This window comes from Glaciecola sp. XM2 (genome assembly GCF_018595715.1).
Taxonomy (GTDB): Bacteria; Pseudomonadota; Gammaproteobacteria; order Enterobacterales; family Alteromonadaceae; genus Glaciecola.
The window spans coordinates 1-16,792 of record NZ_JAHEOJ010000017.1; the positions used below are offsets into that span (position 1 = coordinate 1).

Genomic DNA, 16,792 nt, shown 5'->3' on the forward strand with positions numbered 1-16,792 from the left:
GTAGTGTGGGGATTCCCCATGTGAGAGTAGCACATCGCCAGACTCCCATACCAAGCCCTAGCATTATGCTGGGGCTTTTTTATTGCCTGTAATATAGGTTTTTTAAAACCTTGTGCACTGCCTGTTAGATTTAAGTTAGCTAATGGGGTAGAAAAGAGTGTTTGTAGAGGGTTTATCGAGCGTTATGAAAATACGCTGCATTTATTAAAGGCCAAATAAATTAAACAAGTACAAGGAGGATTAGCTCACGTCTAACCTACTCGAGAATATTTTGATTTCACATCAAGCCACCTACTCTCAAAGCCCTCGCATGGCAAAGCGCTATCGTAGTATTTACCCTGAAGACGGCTAAAATTTAAGGATTTGCATAGGGCAAATTGTGCGTCTGTTTCGATACCTTTGGCAATGATTTCTATGTCTAGTGTTCTGGCGAATGCGACTATGGCGCGCAAGAAATTATAGTCGTCAACAGAATCTAGGCTTTCCTGAATAAAGCGAGAATCAATTTTTAGTGCGCTTGCTTTACATGCTTGCAGTCTATGAAGTGACCCCTGATGCGCATCAAACCCATCGAGTACTATTTTGAAGCCAGCATCTGTTAACGCACCGAGCCATTGTTGCGGCTCTTGCATTTGGCTGATCGTGTCTTCCGTAATTTCTAATTCTATAGCGTCGCTATTCAGGTCGTTGACTTTAAGTATACTTAGAATTTTATCTAGGTAGGTGTCGCTGCATACTTCTATTGACGTTACAGGGATTGCTAAAGAGAAACGTAATACTAAACCGGGTACCTTTTTACGCCATAGGGAAAGTTGGGAACACGCCGTTTCAAATGCCCATAGGCCTATTTGTGGCATCAGTTTGAGTTGCGAAAGCATTGGCATAAACACACTAGGCTGTTCAAACTGGCCACCGTCATTACGCCAGCGAATGGATACTTCGACCCCTGATAGGGATGCTTCATTATGATTTATCTGTGGTTGGTAAAACAACTCAAAGGCTTTTTTTTCAGCCGCTTGTAGGAGTCTGAGTTCGTAAGTTGCGTGAGCAGATATTTTTGCCTGCGTTGTTGGTGAGAAAAAGTGATACTGATTTCGCCCCTGAGCTTTTGCTTTATATAGCGCAATATCAGCGGTCTTGAGCAGCTCCTCGGGACTATTAGCATTGTCAGGGTAACAGGAAATACCCATGCTGGTTTTAATTTCCAAGGAGATATTGTTTAGAAGGACTGGCGATTTTAGAGACCCATAAATACGGTCTACCAAAAACAAAATTTCTTCAATTGAGGTGAGATTATTAACAATAATTGCGAATTCGTCGCCGCCTAAACGGCAGATCTCATCACCCTCCCTTACCTGAGATTTTAGCTTTTGTGCAAAGCGCTGCAGCAGTGCATCGCCAATATCATGTCCATATGTGTCATTCACTGCTTTGAAGTTATCAAGATCAAGCAACACTAAGCCTAAATATGTTTCAGTACGCAATGCACTCGGTAGTGCGCTTTGTATAATGGTATCGAACCAGTATCGGTTGGCTAGGCCTGTGAGGGTGTCTTTTTTAGCTAACTTTTCGAGAGAGTCTCTACTCTGCGTCAAGTTTAATTGAATTGCATATCGTTCCTGTGCATGCAAAATAGCGCGCAGCAGCCTTGTATCGTTAACTTCATGTTTTGGTATAAAGTCTTGTGCGCCAGCTTTTATGCACATCAGCGCCATATCTTCATCTTGAATATGACTTAAAACAATGACCGCGGTAAACGAAGTTTGTTGATTCGAAAGCTTTTCAAGTAATTCCAATCCATTCATACATGGCATATGTAAATCTAATAAGATAATGTCGTAGCTCGCACTTGCAATGAATTCTTCACCTTGAAGTGCATTCTCAGCTTCAACAATCACCGCATCTAACTGTGATTTTTTGATTGCGCGCTTAATCGACATCCTATCAACAATGTCATCGTCTATGATGAGGATCTTTAACTGCTCACTCATAAAAAGTGCTCCGTTATGGATGTATTGTGACTATTCTGGAAATTCGTTTATCTCGTAATAACTGTTCAATAAGTTCATTAGCCCTTTGAATTCAGGATCTGATGAAGACTTAGCAACATAACCCGCTACATGCTGTTCATACGCAGCCATTTTATCCTCTTCATCTTTTGAGGTAGTCATCACAAAAACAATACTGTCGTTTAAGGCTTTATCCTGCCTAAGTTCATCTAGCATCTCCAGGCCATTCATTTTTGGCATATTGATGTCAAGTACAACAATATAAGGACGTTGCACCTTGCCCTTCAACATTTCTAAGCCTTCTGCGCCATTACGAGCCCTGAATATCTTAAAAAGGTGCGAGCTTCGGTTAAATGCTCTTTTCATGCCAATGACATCAACGTCATCGTCGTCTATTAACAATACATTTAAGCCCGTTATTTCATTTAATTTCATTGAGCATTTTCTCTAAGTGTTGCTGTTTAGGCCAAGTAAAGCTTATTGACGTCCCGAAACGACCGTCTGACTCCACCACAATTTTTCCTTCAAAACGATCGATTATTTTCTTTACCATTGCTAATCCCATGCCACTGCCTTCTACTTCATCTCTCGATTTGAGTGTCTGAAATAGTTGGAATATTCGAGTTTGATCTACCGGTGCTATCCCTGGTCCATTGTCGGATATGATAAATGTATAACTGCGCCCATTGTCTGAGGCGCTCACTTTCACCCATCCCTGGTCATTGTTGTTGTGCTTAATTGCGTTGTTAATTAAGTTTCTAAATATGAGCTCTAAGGGAGTAGATAGGGTAGTAAATGTCGGTAAATCCTTATCAAGTTTCAATGCGAACGACTGAGGATGCTCGAGCAAATTAAAGACGTTTTCGCATACGTTGGTAGTATTAAACAGCGAAAACTCACCGTTTTTCCTTCCAGCTTTTGCGTATGTCAGTAAGTCATCAAGTAGTCTGTCTAGACGGGTGATTCGGCTTTGCATAAGTTGTAAATAACCACTTGTTTCTTTGCTAGCAAAGCCTTCAATATCTGACTCTACCCAACTTGCCAGTTGCGTGATCGCTCTTAACGGCGAGCGCAAATCATGCGAAGCAACGTAGGCAAACTCGTCGAGTTCTTTGTTGCTCCTCAGAAGCTGTTGAGTATAGCGATTCTTAAGTTCTTCTTGTGCTTGACGATGAGCAATATTCTTTATCGTGGCTGAGAAGAAATGTTCGTTGTTGTGAATGAACCTAGACACAGACATCTCAATGGGTACCGCCTGTCCATTTAACTTTATCGCAATGGTTTCAAGCGACTTAGAAGAGAGAGGCTCATCTTCATCGACTGAGTCTAGGTGGTCTGCATTAAACTCAGAGGTAAATGAAGGTATTAAGTCACTAACAGATAAACCTAGCGCGTCAGATTCACTATAACCAAGCAGTGTTTGGGCGGCATTATTGAAACTCAATATCTTCTTGTTTGCATCAAGGAGAATGAGTGCTTCAGCCATGTTGTCTAAGGTGGTTTGCAAGCGAGTTTGTTGTTTTTGTAATTCATTTCGTGTGCGATGATGCTCATTTATCTCTTGCTCTAAAGAGCGTGCTTTGCTTTCCGTTATGGTTCTCAATCGAAATAGGTATACCAGCAACCCCAGCATCAACAATCCACCTAAGAGCATGATAAGAGGCAGTGGAGTTCGCTGATTCTGTATAAAGTCGGCATAGGGAGTAAAGGCGATATCGATTTTTATATCACCATTAACTAGTAGTGTTTGACGCTGTTCAAATGCTAAATTTACACTATTGTTCACACTAGCATCTTCATACAAAAGGTTTGATTCGGCGTCTACGAGGGTAATTTTATATTGTTGCTCTAAGGCCAGCGCTTCTTTTACTAGCAAAACTAAGCTTTCTAGGTCAATGATGCCCTTGTAATACACAACGTCTTCATCTTGCATTAATACCGGAGTACTCAACTCAATCAAAGATAAACTAGGATTTGCTTTTGATAAGCCCGCTCGGCGAGAGAATAGATTACCATGTTCGCCAGTCGCTGCGTCTTTGAGCCACTGTTCGGTGATTGATTTGTTCTTAGGTGAAATTTGAGACCAAACGATTTGGTTTTGTTTATTGATGATGGCAAAGGCTTGGAAGCTGTCCATATTTGCAAGAACTTGCTGATTATCTCTTTCCCAAGCAGGAAAGGTATTACTATTGGAAATACTCAGATTACTACTAAGATTATCGAAAGAGTTCTCCAGTAATTCAAAGCGCTTGTTTAAGGCATTACTAAAAACTTGGTAATCTTCTTGAGTACGCCGGTTAAGGTTTTGTTCTTCCCAAGCAATTAACGCTCTAAATAAATCCACAAATATCACTAATAGCGTGATTGAAATTGCAACGGCTATCCAGATATCTCTGGTGCCAGTATTTTTTTGTTGCATCATTGTGCAACTAGCGATAACTGTTACTGACAAAAGCATCATCGCAATCGCAGTATGAATCGCCATGTGCGAGTCACCCCATGTCTGTGCATGGTCAATGCCGCTAAAGTATCCAATAATGGAGACTATGCTCAACCCTGCTGGCATGCTCGCAAGTAGTGAAACAAAGTAGTAGTTAGGCTTAAACTGACGGACAAGCATGGGGCCACTCAGAGCGGTGAAGCACAAAGCAGTGATGCTTGTCATAGCCTCACCACCTGGAAATAGCTGCCCCACTAAAAGCGATACTAGGATATTGTCAGTGGTTAATTCTGCGTCACCAGAAAGGGTATATGCAACGACGGTGCTTATTCCAATAAGCATCACTAGAGCGTTACATAAAAGAGTAAAGAGGTCGTACTGTTTAAATGAACGAAACACGCTTAATGACAAGAGCAAAAAACATAGGGCTGTGATGTATTGCATTGGTCTTTATGCGTCTGTCAAGCGACTAAGCGGCACGGGCTTGCCAAACAGAAAGCCTTGTAATTTATCTAGCTTGAGCTCTTCACAAAATACGTGTTGATGATGGTGTTCAACACCCTCAGCAATTACAAGTAAGTCAAGACCTTGTAACATGATCACTAATCCCCTGAGTAGCGACATGTGCTTAAGCTGTCCGTTTTCAAGCTGAAATAGGCTCTTATCTACCTTTACGATATTGACGGGAAAGTTCATTAAATGCGAAATAGATGAAAACCCTGTGCCAAAATCATCGAGGGCGATCTTAATGCCGGCAGCGGATAGCTCTCGTAATACCGATTGAATATCACTATTGTTGTACATCAATGCGGTTTCGGTGATTTCTACAATCAATTGATCGTAAGGTATCTCGTGTTTGCGTAATGCCGATTTAATCATTTCTGAGAAGCCTTCTGAGATCAGCTGCAAAGGCGACACGTTAATCGACATGGAAAGCTTGAGTTCACTATGTAGTTGTAAGGTTTTCAGATCCGCTATTGCGCGCTCAGCGGCCCATTTACCCAAAGGTATAATGAGCTTACTTTGTTCTGCTATGGGAATGAATTCATCAGGTTCATACTCGCCGCAATCAGTAGGCCATCTTAAGAGCGCTTCGTATCCTAAAATGTCCTTAGTTTTGCAGTTGTAGATAGGCTGATAATTAACATTAAATTTGTTATCAGCAATTAGTTCGGCAATAGAACTTTCTATCTTGAATGACCACGAGAACTCGTTTTGCATGTTACTTTCAAAGTAACAGATGGTATTGGTTCCAAGGTTCTTAGCGCGGTACATTGCAATTTCTGCGCGTTGAATTAATTCTGTTGCTTTGCTGGCGTCATTCGGATAAACCGCTATGCCCATACTTACAGTCAAGCGCACTTGAATTCCATTAACTAGCAATGGGGCATTGACCGCCGTTAAGAGTTTTTGCGCAAAACGATTAATCTCATTTTGAGAGCTGTAATGTGGCATAGCGATGCCAAAGCAATCTGCATGCAAACGACATAAAGTTTGAGTCTGTTCGCACTCTTGCAAGAGCTTGCGCACAACAGTCAAAATCAGTTCGTCGCCAAAATGATGCCCAAAATCATCATTGATAAATCGGAATTTGTTGATGTCTAGTAACAACAGAGCGGAAGGCTTGGTTTTATTGCTGCGCATTAAAACGTCGTTTTCTAGACGTTTAATAAAATGATATCGATTGAGTAAACCAGTAAGGGGATCACGCTCACTTACATACTTGACGTGCTCATGGCTACTAAGCAATTCACGCTCAGTTTCATAGTTTTTCTTAGCGTGTAAAAAAATCCGCTCCATACGCTTGCTGTCTAATTCTGTTTTGACAATGAAGTCTTGCGCGCCAGCTTTTAAGCACCTTTGAATTACCGGTTCACTGTTTACCGTGCTCATCATGACAATTGCGCCGACACCTAAATGCGCTTCGGCTCTGAGCGTGGTAATGTGCTCAGTGCCTCGTGCTTCAGGCATTAAGTAATCTAATAAAACAACATCAAAGTGGAATTTACTAAGGAGCTCTTTGGCATTTGTGACAGAGTCGGCCTCTTCTACAACCCAGTTTGGGTTGCTTTCACAAAGCATTCGATTGGCGATCATTCGATCTGCGAGGTTGTCGTCTACTACTAAAATACGCATTATGCTACTCATTGCCTTAAAAAGGGCGTGAAGCGTTTATTTTTAGCTTTATTAGCGACACGTGCTACATGTTCATATATTAAATATAGACCTTATTAAAGAAAAAGCTAAGGATGTAAAAATAATAGGGAAAATTGTTGTAAGTCTTTGTCAGTAAAGGGCTAGAGAATAGCAGGGTGTTGTGCTTTTTCTCCAAAATATAAGTGCTTTGATGTAGCGCTTCACCCTTATGATCGTGACTCCTTTACACATAAAAAAACGAGCTAAGTGACTGTATGTAATCGTTATTGTGTGTTTATTAAACGATTTTTGATGATGCGGTTTGATGCTTTTATTGAGAGGGACACTTACAGCTACAAAAGAGTGCTTAGCTAAAATCACAAAAGTTTGTTCTATGTCATGTTAAATAGCGCAACAACGGGTTATCAAGCGTCTGTTGTCGTTGTTTTAATCTTTTTTAGTGACTAATTATTGGCTATTAAATATGCAATTTTCGTCTGTCACCAAGTTAATATTACTGAGTTGCCAGCAGTGGCAATAAATATACCCATCTACTGCAGGTGTTTCGGGGCCCGAGACCTGTTTTTTTCATCATATTTACAGTAGTATCCGCGCTTCTTTTTTTACTGTAGTAGGAATCTATCCATGGCAAATGACAAAGGCTTCAAAGAAGTGTTTAACTGGTGGTACTTTTTAGGTATTGTACTAGCCCTCGTATCTTTTCCGCTGGTACATATTTTAGCGGGTTGGTATGTATTCTTTTTTAGCAATTAAAGCGTAACCAAGACATCACAAGGGATTTTCGTGACAACCGAGCTCATCAAACAAGCTGTAACCACAATAACTGATTACCCAAAACCTGGAATTTTATTTCGAGATGTGACGAGTGTGCTCCAGCAACACACCGCATTTCAGGCATGTATTGATATGCTTAAACAAAACTATTCCGGGCAAACCTTTGATAAAATAGTCGGTACTGAAGCTAGAGGGTTTCTTTTTGGGGCGCCCCTTGCACTTGCGTTAGGTGTCGGCTTTGTGCCGGTTAGAAAGCCCAAAAAGTTGCCGCGAGCAACAATCTCTGAGTCCTATGAGCTTGAATATGGCACCGATGAGCTTGAAATTCATAAAGACGCCATTAGTCCGGGTGACAACGTCTTGATGATAGATGATTTGTTAGCGACAGGCGGCACTATGATTGCCACAGCAAATTTGATTCGTCGCCTTGGCGGTAAAGCGGATTATGCGGGCTTTGTCATTTCTTTGCCTGATATCGGTGGCGAGAAAAAGCTAATTGAAGCCGGTATCACGCCATACTGCATCTGTGAATTTGAGGGTGATTAGTCGGTAATGAGTTATCAAGTTCTAGCACGTAAATGGCGCCCTCAAACCTTTTCAGAATTGGTGGGTCAACAGCATGTTGTTGATGCCATTACTAATGCACTTGATAACGATAAATTGCATCACGCTTATCTTTTTACCGGTACAAGAGGGGTAGGCAAGACCACCATCGCTCGTATCTTCTCAAAATCACTAAATTGCGAAGAGGGGCAAAGCGCTAACCCGTGTGGTAAATGCGCAACGTGCCAAGACATTAGCGATGGGCGTTACGTTGATTTGCTTGAGATAGACGCGGCATCTCGCACCAAGGTAGAAGACACCAGAGAGCTTTTAGACAATGTGCAATACAAGCCTACGCGTGGCAAATATAAAGTCTATCTGATTGATGAAGTACATATGCTTTCTAAGCATAGCTTCAACGCATTACTGAAGACCTTAGAAGAGCCCCCAGAGCACGTAAAGTTTTTACTTGCGACGACCGATCCTCAAAAGCTTCCTGTTACGATTTTATCCCGTTGTTTGCAATTTAGCTTAAAGGCCTTGAGTGCTGAACAAATACAAGGCCAGTTGTCACATATTCTTAGTGCTGAAAACATTCAGTTTGAACCCTCAGCGCTTGCGCAGTTAGCGCGCGCCGCTGCCGGCAGTATGAGAGATGCACTGAGTTTGACCGACCAAGCTATTGCTCAGGGCAACAATACGGTCATGCCAAATGCGGTTGTGCAGATGCTTGGTTTGTTGGACAAAAATCAAGTATTACGATTAGCCAAATACATTGCTGAGCGAGACCATGCAAACGCGATGGCGCAGCTTGATGAAATTTGTGCCGATTCGCCAGATTATGCCCAAGTCCTGTCTCAGCTTTTAGCGTTGTTGCATCAAATTGCCTTAACGCAGATTGTGCCCGATATATGTAAGCTAGACACAACCGTAGCTAAACCCATTTATACGCTTTCTAAATCCATCAGTAGCGAGCATATTCAGCTACTCTATCAAATAGGATTAAACGGGAAGCGAGACCTACCATTTGCACCAGACCCACTAACGGGTTTGCAAATGACCATCATGCGCATGCTCGCTTTTTCGCCAGCGCAAACTGTGCCGCTCGACGTAAATGATTTAGCTGCGCAGGGCGCACCTTCTGATAGTGCGCCTAGCCCCGTTGACAACAACCCGCCGATTGAAACAAAAAACGATGAACAAGCGCAGAGGTTGGTGCTTCAAAATGAACAGAATGCACCTGTGCCTCAACCAGATGCAAACGCTGAGCCCGCTGCGCCAGTGGAACAAACTGAGCAACACCATCAACACGAGAGTGTTGTTGAGCGACAAGCGCCCGATACCCATGTTGATCGCGAACCTGAAGAGTTGCCAAGCCATGATGAGCTCCAAGATGAGATGCTAGCGGCGCAACAAGCTGATGCAAATTACGATGAGATGCCAGAGCACGATGTTCATACCACGGAAGCTAAGGCCCCGAGTGAAGCTGAAGAGCCAGACAGCGTATCACTTTTGCAAGACCTGTTTGATATGGAAGAGGACTGCGAATCTTATGAAAAGCAGGTGGTGGACAACGACACCGGAAAAAAGTCTGACATCACTGCTACCGAGACGCCCAAGGCTGTTTCGGTTGCTCATACGTTACCTGAATCGTTAGCTGAAACCTTTTCGGAGCCTCTTGAAAACGACAGCAATGAAAAAAATGATGCACCACAAAGCGACACAGCACCGCCAATAGTCGATGAGGCTAATATTGACGCGACAGCACCTTTCATGGGTAGTGAAAACCTCAAGATTACTTCGCATTTGGCAAATGGCGATAAACTTACCGATGCTGCTCAAATCGATAAATGGAGTGCTTTTGTTGATGCGCTTGACGTACGAGGTTTATCGCGCCAGTTACTTATTCATGGGCGCTGCAATGGGATCGTCAATCGTCAATTGAAACTACAAATAAGTGAAGCGCATCAGCACTTAAATGAGCCACGAAGCGTAGAAACGATCCGAGAGGCTTTAAAAGATAAATTTCAACAAGATATAGAAGTCATTGTTGAATATGCAGAGGTTGCTGATACACCTTATGAACTGCAACAAAGTATAGACGCGATGCGATTAACGCATGCAAAACAAATCATCAATCAAGATGCGGCTATTCAAGAGCTCACTCAAGCCTTTGAGGCAAGCGTGATTGAGGAATCGATAAAGGCCCGTTAGAGCGTTTGCTCTGCGGCAGGATTAATACATAGAGAACGAGGTTAATATGTTTAAAGGCGGCATGGGTAACATGATGAAGCAAGCCCAGCAAATGCAGGAAAAGATGAAGCGAGCGCAAGATGAGCTTGCCACCCTTGAAGTTACCGGCGAGTCTGGCGCAGGCATGGTTAAGGTCACAATGACGTGTAATCACAACGTCAAACGAGTGGATGTGGAAGATTCACTTATGCAAGACGACAAAGAGATGTTAGAAGATCTCGTGGCGGCAGCAATCAATGATGCTGTACGTAGAGTACAAGAAGCATCTCAAGAGAAAATGGCTGGCGTGACTGGTGGGATGAACCTTCCGCCGGGCTTTAAGATGCCGTTTTAGGGGCTGATTTAGCATATTTGAGGCTAGGCAGCCTATAATGATTGCTTTATAAGTGCAGTGTTTGGATAAACAACACAACATGATAAAAGGTAAGGCTATGTTTAAGACATCTATTAAATCAGTGGTCACAATTTTTCTAGCAGTTGCAGTGAGTGCGAGTATTACCCATACCGCTGCCGCCAATACTCAATTAAAGGCCGCTGTTGAAGCGCAAGAGCGAGCGGATGAAGCGGTACGCGATACATATCGAAATCCTTATGAAACCTTAACGTTTTTTGGTGTAGAACCTAACATGACAGTGGTTGAGTTAGCACCTAGCGGCGGCTGGTACACTGAGATTTTAGGCCCATACTTAGCCAAAGAGGGTAAACTAGTTGCTGGGCATTTCAACATGGAGCGGGAGAACGCTCCTGCCTACTTTCCTCGCGCCATGGCGGCTTATTTGGAGCGTATTGAAGATGCCGAGCGTTTTGGCACGATAGATATTCTTCCATTCGACCCACCGTTGTTGGGTAATTTAGGCGAAGCAAACTCAGCAGACGTCGTACTGTCATTTAGAAGTGTTCACGGCTGGAAGCGAGACGGTGTCTTTACAGATGTTTTATCGTCGGTTCACTCAGTGCTTAAGCCTGGCGGAACTTTCGGGATTGTTGGACACCGTCTTCCTGAAGATGGCGACGATACGGTCTTTACCGGCTATGTTAAACAAAGCTGGGTGATTGAACAGGCGCAAGCAAACGGTTTTGTATTAGTTGAGGCGTCAGAAATTAATGCGAACCCTGCTGATCCAGTCGACCATGAAAACGGCGTGTGGTCTTTACCACCCTCTTTAAATGTGGATGATGCTGCACTTAAAGAACGCAATCAAAAAATTGGTGAAAGCGATCGTTTTACGCTGAAGTTTGCTAAACAATAACGTGCTCAATGCGCTATATGACGTTATCATTCATCACCTCGATAATGACATATAGCGCTTATTTTTAAGCAAAACAGCATGCTCATTGGCAGTCTATGCTTTTGATGAATAAGACTCTTGCGTAATTAAATTTTACGCATCACAAACGCCATTAACATTACTTATAGGATTTTACTTCTCAGTGTCATTTAGCCCGCTCATTAGTCAACTCATTACCGCGCTAAAGTGTTTACCTGGTGTAGGCGCAAAGAGTGCGCAGCGCATGGCGTTTACGTTACTAGAGCGCAATCGAGATGGCGCTATGACGCTCAGTCAGGCATTGCATGATGCAATGGAGCACGTTAAAAACTGTGAGCAATGTCGTACTTTTACAGAGAGTTCAATTTGCGCCTTATGTGCAAACCCCTCACGAGCAGAAAGTGCGCAAATATGCATAGTTGAGTCGCCTCAAGACATTTTAGCCATTGAACAAATCTCGCAATACAAAGGGAAGTACTTTGTATTGATGGGCCATCTTTCTCCCATCGACGGCATTGGCCCGAGCGAATTAGGGCTCGATATTTTGCAAACTCGATTGCAACAAGAGTCGATAGAAGAAGTCATTTTGGCAACCAACCCAACGGTAGAAGGTGAGGCAACAGCTCACTACATTGGCCAAATGTGCAAAAAGCATAATATTCAAACAACGCGCATTGCACATGGTGTTCCGGTTGGCGGCGAACTAGAGTATATAGACGGAAACACCCTAACCCATGCATTTAGCGGTCGACGTCCTTTTTAAACGCCATTCCATCAACCCGAAAACGCTCTAAACATCAATTAAATATTGCTTTTTGCATTGATTTTTATGTCATTGTCCTCACATCTACTGCGATACGAAATTACTTGTCACAACCTATATATTAAGGAGAACCTTGGCAATGGCTGAGACTGTCCAACCTGAGAAGCATGGTTTTCAAACTGAAGTAAAACAACTGCTTCAGCTCATGATCCATTCTCTATATTCAAACAAAGAAATCTTTTTACGCGAACTAGTATCAAACGCAGCTGATGCGGCTGACAAACTAAGATTCAAAGCCCTTTCAGATAACACTCTTTTTGAAGGCGATGGTGATTTACACGTAAAAGTAAGTGTAGATGCCGACGCAGGAACACTCACAATTGCTGATAACGGCATTGGTATGAGTAAAGAAGATGTTATTTCTAACCTTGGTACGATTGCAAAGTCGGGTACCAAAGACTTCTTTAGTCAGCTATCGGGGGATCAAGCTAAAGATTCGCAGCTTATTGGTCAATTTGGTGTCGGCTTTTATTCAGCTTTTATCGTTGCCGATGAAGTCACGGTAAAAACGCGTGTTGCAGGTGCTGATAAATCAGCAGGCGTGCAGTGGGTATCTCAGGGCGAAGGCGATTTTGAGGTAGCAGAAATTGAAAAAGCCGACCGTGGAACTGAGATCATTCTTAAGCTTAAAGAAGATGAAAAAGAATTTTTAGACAGCTGGCGTTTGCGCTCGATTATCACCAAATACTCGGATCATATTAGTATTCCTGTTCAGTTATTTAAAGACGAAGTGCCTGAGCGTGATGGTCCAGATGGCGAGAAAATCCCTGCCGAGCCAGGCCATTGGGAGTCTATAAATAAAGCAACTGCATTGTGGACGCGCGATAAATCTGAGATATCAGATGAAGAATACAATGAGTTTTACAAGCATGTTTCTCATGATTTTGTTGACCCACTAACGTGGTCTCATAATAAAGTGGAAGGTAAAACGGAGTATACTTCATTGCTGTATATTCCAAGTAAGGCGCCTTTCGATATGTGGAACCGTGACCAAAAGAACGGTCTGAAACTGTATGTTCAGCGTGTATTTATTATGGATGATGCCGAGCAATTTATGCCAACTTACCTGCGTTTTGTGAAAGGTTTGTTGGATTCTAACGACCTACCACTCAACGTATCGCGCGAAATTTTACAAGATAATAAAATTACGCAAACCATCAGACAAGGCTGCTCTAAGCGAGTGCTTGGCATGCTTGAAAAGATGGCGAAAAACGATGCCGAGAACTACAAAAAGTTTTATGCAGAGTTTGGTAACGTGCTCAAAGAAGGCCCAGCAGAAGACTTTGCCAACAAAGATAAGATTGCTGGACTCCTTCGTTTTGCCTCGACTCATAACGATACAAACGAACAGACTGTTTCGTTAGCAGACTACATTTCGCGCATGAAAGAAGGGCAAGACAAGATTTACTACGTCACCGCGGATTCTTATCAAGCGGCTCGCACCAGCCCCCATTTAGAAGTGTTCCGTAAGAAAGGCATTGAAGTGTTGTTGATGGGTGAGCGGATTGATGAGTGGTTAATGTCTCATCTTACTGAGTTTGAAGAAAAGTCATTCCAATCTGTTGCCAGCGCAAAGGTAGATTTGAGCGACTTAGATGATGATGCGACTAAACAAGCAAAAGAAGAAGCGAAAAAAGCAGTAGAAGGCGTAATTGAGCGCATGAAGACTGCGTTAGGCGATAAGGTAGAAGATGTGAAGTTTACCGACCGCTTAACCGATTCCCCTGCGTGTATTGTGGCATCAGAAAATGGTATGACAACGCAGATGGCAAAACTCATGCAGTCTGCTGGTCAAGAAGTGCCTGAGCCCACATATAACTTCGAATTGAACCCAGAGCATCAGCTAGTGAAGTTGGTGGCTGATGTGCAAGACGAAGCGTTGTTCCAGCAATGGGCTGAAGTCTTGTTCGATCAAGCGAAGTTAAGTGAACAAGGTAGCTTGAAAGAGCCAGCATCCTTTGTCAGTAACTTAAACAGTTTGCTAGCAAAGCTGGTTAAATAGTCAAAAAAGCGATTGCTATCAAAGGCTAAGAAGTGATTCTTAGCCTTTTTTTTGTGCATTAGCCTAAAGTCTGACCAATCTGAGGGAATATCGCTTGTGATGCACAAACCTACGTTGTACAGTTTGTTCGAATTTGAATTTAACACATTGGAGGACGCTCAATGCGTATTATTCTTCTTGGTGCTCCAGGCGCAGGGAAGGGAACTCAAGCCCAATTTTTGATGAATAAATTTGGCATCCCTCAAATCTCAACCGGCGATATGCTTCGCAGTGCAATTAAAGCGGGCACTGAAATGGGCTTAGCAGCTAAAAAAGTAATGGACGCAGGGCAGCTTGTTTCCGATGAAATCATTATTGGTCTTGTAAAAGAACGCATCGCACAAGATGACTGCGAAAACGGCTTTTTACTAGACGGCTTCCCGCGAACCATCCCTCAAGCGGATGCGATGAAAGAAGCGAGTATTAAAGTCGACTACTGCATTGAGTTCGACGTACCAGACGATGTGATTGTAGATCGTATGGGCGGGCGTCGAGTTCATCCCGCATCTGGTCGTGTATACCATGTCGCATATAACCCACCAAAAGTAGAAGGTAAAGATGACGTCACTGGCGATGATTTAATTATCCGTGATGACGACCAAGAAGATACGGTTCGCAGTCGTCTAGGTGTATATCATGAGCAGACGAAGCCACTCGTTGACTACTATTCGGCATCTGCAGCAGCCGGTGAGTGTGAATATTTTAAATTGGACGGCACTAAGGCGGTCGATACAGTGAGTGCTGAGCTGGAATCTTTACTAACACAGTAAGGGCAAGCATTACGCATTTAGAATAAAAAAAACGAGGCTATATCAGCCTCGTTTTCTTATTTTACACTGAGTATTTCTGTTCAGCTTAGGGGTGCTGTTTATTAATAAAGAAATCAGCGGCACGCTCTGCAATCATAATGGTTGGTGAGTTTGTATTGCCGCCAATGAGCGTTGGCATTATGGATGCGTCAACAACGCTTAGATTGTCCATGCCAATGACTGCAAGCTCTGGATCTACAACGGCCATCGGGTCATCTACGCTGCCCATTTTGCAGGTTCCTACTGGGTGGTAAATAGTTTCAGCATTGCTGCGAATAAATTCTACTATTTCTTCATCGGTTTCTACGTCTTTGCCAGGAATTTCTTCCCAACTGGTATGGCTTAGCGGTTTTGCCTGAGCAACTTTGCGAGCCCACTTGAAGCCCGCTACCATCGGCAAAAGGTCGTCTTCGTTCGATAAATAGTTACCGTGAATATCAAGCACCAGATTGCCATCTGCACCACGTTTAAGTCTTACCTCACCGCGACTCTTTGGATATAGCGTACAAAAGTGCACAGTAAAGCCATGCCCCCAGAGTTTACTTCGGCCATGGTCAATTAAAAGTGCAGGTAAAAAGTGAATCTGAATATCGGGTATCTCTTCACTCGGACTGGATTTTAAAAATGCGCCGCCTTCCGCAATGTTCGAAGTGAACATACCGGTTTTGGAGTGCCAGTATTTAAATGGCGCAAGCGCATTTTTCAGTAAACCTCTCACCGACAAGCCATAAGACGTGCTCCGGCTTTGACGATACATGATTGTAGCGTCTAAATGGTCCTGGAGGTTTTTGCCGACACCGGGTAGTTCATGTTCGACCGGCACGTTAATCGCTTCAAGCTCTTCTTTCGCACCAATGCCTGATGCGAGTAACAATGCCGGTGAGTGCACGGCACCGGAGCATACGAAAACACGCGTATTAGCAATAATTTGGGTAAGCTTCCCACTTATCTCAACTTCAACGCCTTTTGCTTTTTTATTCTCAATGATCAGCTTTTTGGCCAATGCGTTGGTGTAGATTTGAAGGTTTTTACGGGCCTTTACTTCAGGCGTTAAAAAGCCCTTCGCTGTGCTGCAGCGCGAACCGTTTTTATGCGTTACTTGATAGATGCCCACGCCTTCTTGTGAGATACCGTTAAAGTCAGGGTTTTCTGGTGTGCCAATTCGTTTAGCAGACTCTACAAATTCTCTGGTCAGTGGATTGATGTGTTTTAGGTCGCTAACAAACTGAAGGCCATCGCTGCCGTGTAATCTAGAAATACCACGGGAGTTGTTTTCGCTCTTACGAAAATAGGGGAGGACTGAGTTGAAATCCCAACCGGTTGCGCCCAGTTCAGCCCACTGGTCATAATTTTTGGCATGGCCACGGGTATATATCATGGCATTTACAGAGCTCGACCCGCCCAATGTTTTGCCTCTTGGCCAATATAGTGGTCGATTATCAAGGTGCTTTTCTGGCGCAGTTTCAAGTTGCCAGTTTATGGAAGAGAAGTGGTTTATTGCGGCTAAACCAAATGGAATATGAATGGCCGGATTTTTATCTTCAGGCCCAGCTTCTAACAAACATACAGATACATTCGGGTTCTGTGACAAACGATTTGCGAGCACACAGCCTGCAGACCCAGCGCCCACGATGACAACATCAAAACTTTCCATTTATTCCTTCCATGCCCCAAT

At 43.2% G+C, this 16,792-nt stretch carries 13 protein-coding genes; 8 read left to right on the forward strand and 5 right to left on the reverse strand.

What is annotated here, in order from left to right; genetic code table 11:
- Nucleotides 1-251: 251 nt before the first annotated feature.
- The 4 genes from KJ365_RS03140 to KJ365_RS03155 form a co-directional block, all read right to left on the reverse strand.
- Nucleotides 252-1,991 carry a putative bifunctional diguanylate cyclase/phosphodiesterase gene (locus KJ365_RS03140; protein WP_214450179.1) on the reverse strand — a complete coding sequence of 580 codons (1,740 nt, stop codon included), beginning with the start codon at nt 1,989-1,991 and terminating at the stop codon, nt 252-254.
- A gap of 30 nt (nt 1,992-2,021) precedes the next feature.
- On the reverse strand, nt 2,022-2,444 hold the full coding sequence (locus KJ365_RS03145; RefSeq protein ID WP_214450180.1) for a response regulator: 423 nt from the start codon (nt 2,442-2,444) through the stop codon (nt 2,022-2,024).
- On the reverse strand, nt 2,431-4,791 hold the full coding sequence (locus tag KJ365_RS03150; RefSeq protein WP_214450181.1) for a sensor histidine kinase: 2,361 nt from the start codon (nt 4,789-4,791) through the stop codon (nt 2,431-2,433). Before KJ365_RS03150 ends, KJ365_RS03145 begins: the two co-directional genes overlap by 14 nt.
- Nucleotides 4,792-4,899: 108 nt before the next feature.
- Nucleotides 4,900-6,585, reverse strand: a complete 1,686-nt coding sequence (locus KJ365_RS03155; protein ID WP_214450182.1) for a two-component system response regulator — start codon at nt 6,583-6,585, stop codon at nt 4,900-4,902.
- 645 nt (nt 6,586-7,230) lie between these two features.
- On the opposite strand from KJ365_RS03155, the gene KJ365_RS16885 reads away from it, so the two are divergent.
- The 8 genes from KJ365_RS16885 to adk all read left to right on the forward strand — a co-directional run bounded on the left by KJ365_RS16885 (nt 7,231) and on the right by adk (nt 15,078).
- The gene (locus tag KJ365_RS16885) at nt 7,231-7,359 is read left to right on the forward strand and encodes a hypothetical protein (RefSeq protein WP_284731244.1); all 129 of its coding nucleotides are present in this window, start codon (nt 7,231-7,233) and stop codon (nt 7,357-7,359) included.
- A 30-nt stretch (nt 7,360-7,389) separates the two neighbouring features.
- Complete coding sequence (gene apt / locus KJ365_RS03160) at nt 7,390-7,926, forward strand: adenine phosphoribosyltransferase (RefSeq protein ID WP_214450183.1); 537 nt, start codon at nt 7,390-7,392, stop codon at nt 7,924-7,926.
- A gap of 6 nt (nt 7,927-7,932) precedes the next feature.
- Entirely contained in the window at nt 7,933-10,137 is a 2,205-nt protein-coding gene (dnaX, locus tag KJ365_RS03165) for a DNA polymerase III subunit gamma/tau (RefSeq protein WP_214450184.1), read from the forward strand.
- 46 nt (nt 10,138-10,183) lie between these two features.
- The gene (locus KJ365_RS03170; RefSeq protein ID WP_214450185.1) at nt 10,184-10,510 is read left to right on the forward strand and encodes a YbaB/EbfC family nucleoid-associated protein; all 327 of its coding nucleotides are present in this window, start codon (nt 10,184-10,186) and stop codon (nt 10,508-10,510) included.
- A gap of 97 nt (nt 10,511-10,607) precedes the next feature.
- Nucleotides 10,608-11,426: a class I SAM-dependent methyltransferase gene (locus tag KJ365_RS03175; RefSeq protein WP_214450186.1), complete on the forward strand. Its 819-nt coding sequence runs from the start codon at nt 10,608-10,610 to the stop codon at nt 11,424-11,426.
- A gap of 181 nt (nt 11,427-11,607) precedes the next feature.
- Nucleotides 11,608-12,207 carry a recombination mediator RecR gene (recR, locus tag KJ365_RS03180; protein ID WP_214450187.1) on the forward strand — a complete coding sequence of 200 codons (600 nt, stop codon included), beginning with the start codon at nt 11,608-11,610 and terminating at the stop codon, nt 12,205-12,207.
- A 139-nt stretch (nt 12,208-12,346) separates the two neighbouring features.
- Nucleotides 12,347-14,269 carry a molecular chaperone HtpG gene (gene htpG / locus KJ365_RS03185; protein WP_214450188.1) on the forward strand — a complete coding sequence of 641 codons (1,923 nt, stop codon included), beginning with the start codon at nt 12,347-12,349 and terminating at the stop codon, nt 14,267-14,269.
- Between the two features lie 161 nt (nt 14,270-14,430).
- Nucleotides 14,431-15,078 (forward strand): adenylate kinase, encoded by a 648-nt coding sequence (adk, locus tag KJ365_RS03190; RefSeq protein ID WP_214450189.1) that lies wholly within the window; start codon nt 14,431-14,433, stop codon nt 15,076-15,078.
- An 85-nt stretch (nt 15,079-15,163) separates the two neighbouring features.
- Here the strand turns inward: adk and KJ365_RS03195 are convergent, their stop codons facing one another.
- Nucleotides 15,164-16,771 (reverse strand): GMC family oxidoreductase, encoded by a 1,608-nt coding sequence (locus tag KJ365_RS03195; RefSeq protein WP_214450190.1) that lies wholly within the window; start codon nt 16,769-16,771, stop codon nt 15,164-15,166.
- Nucleotides 16,772-16,792: the final 21 nt, after the last annotated feature.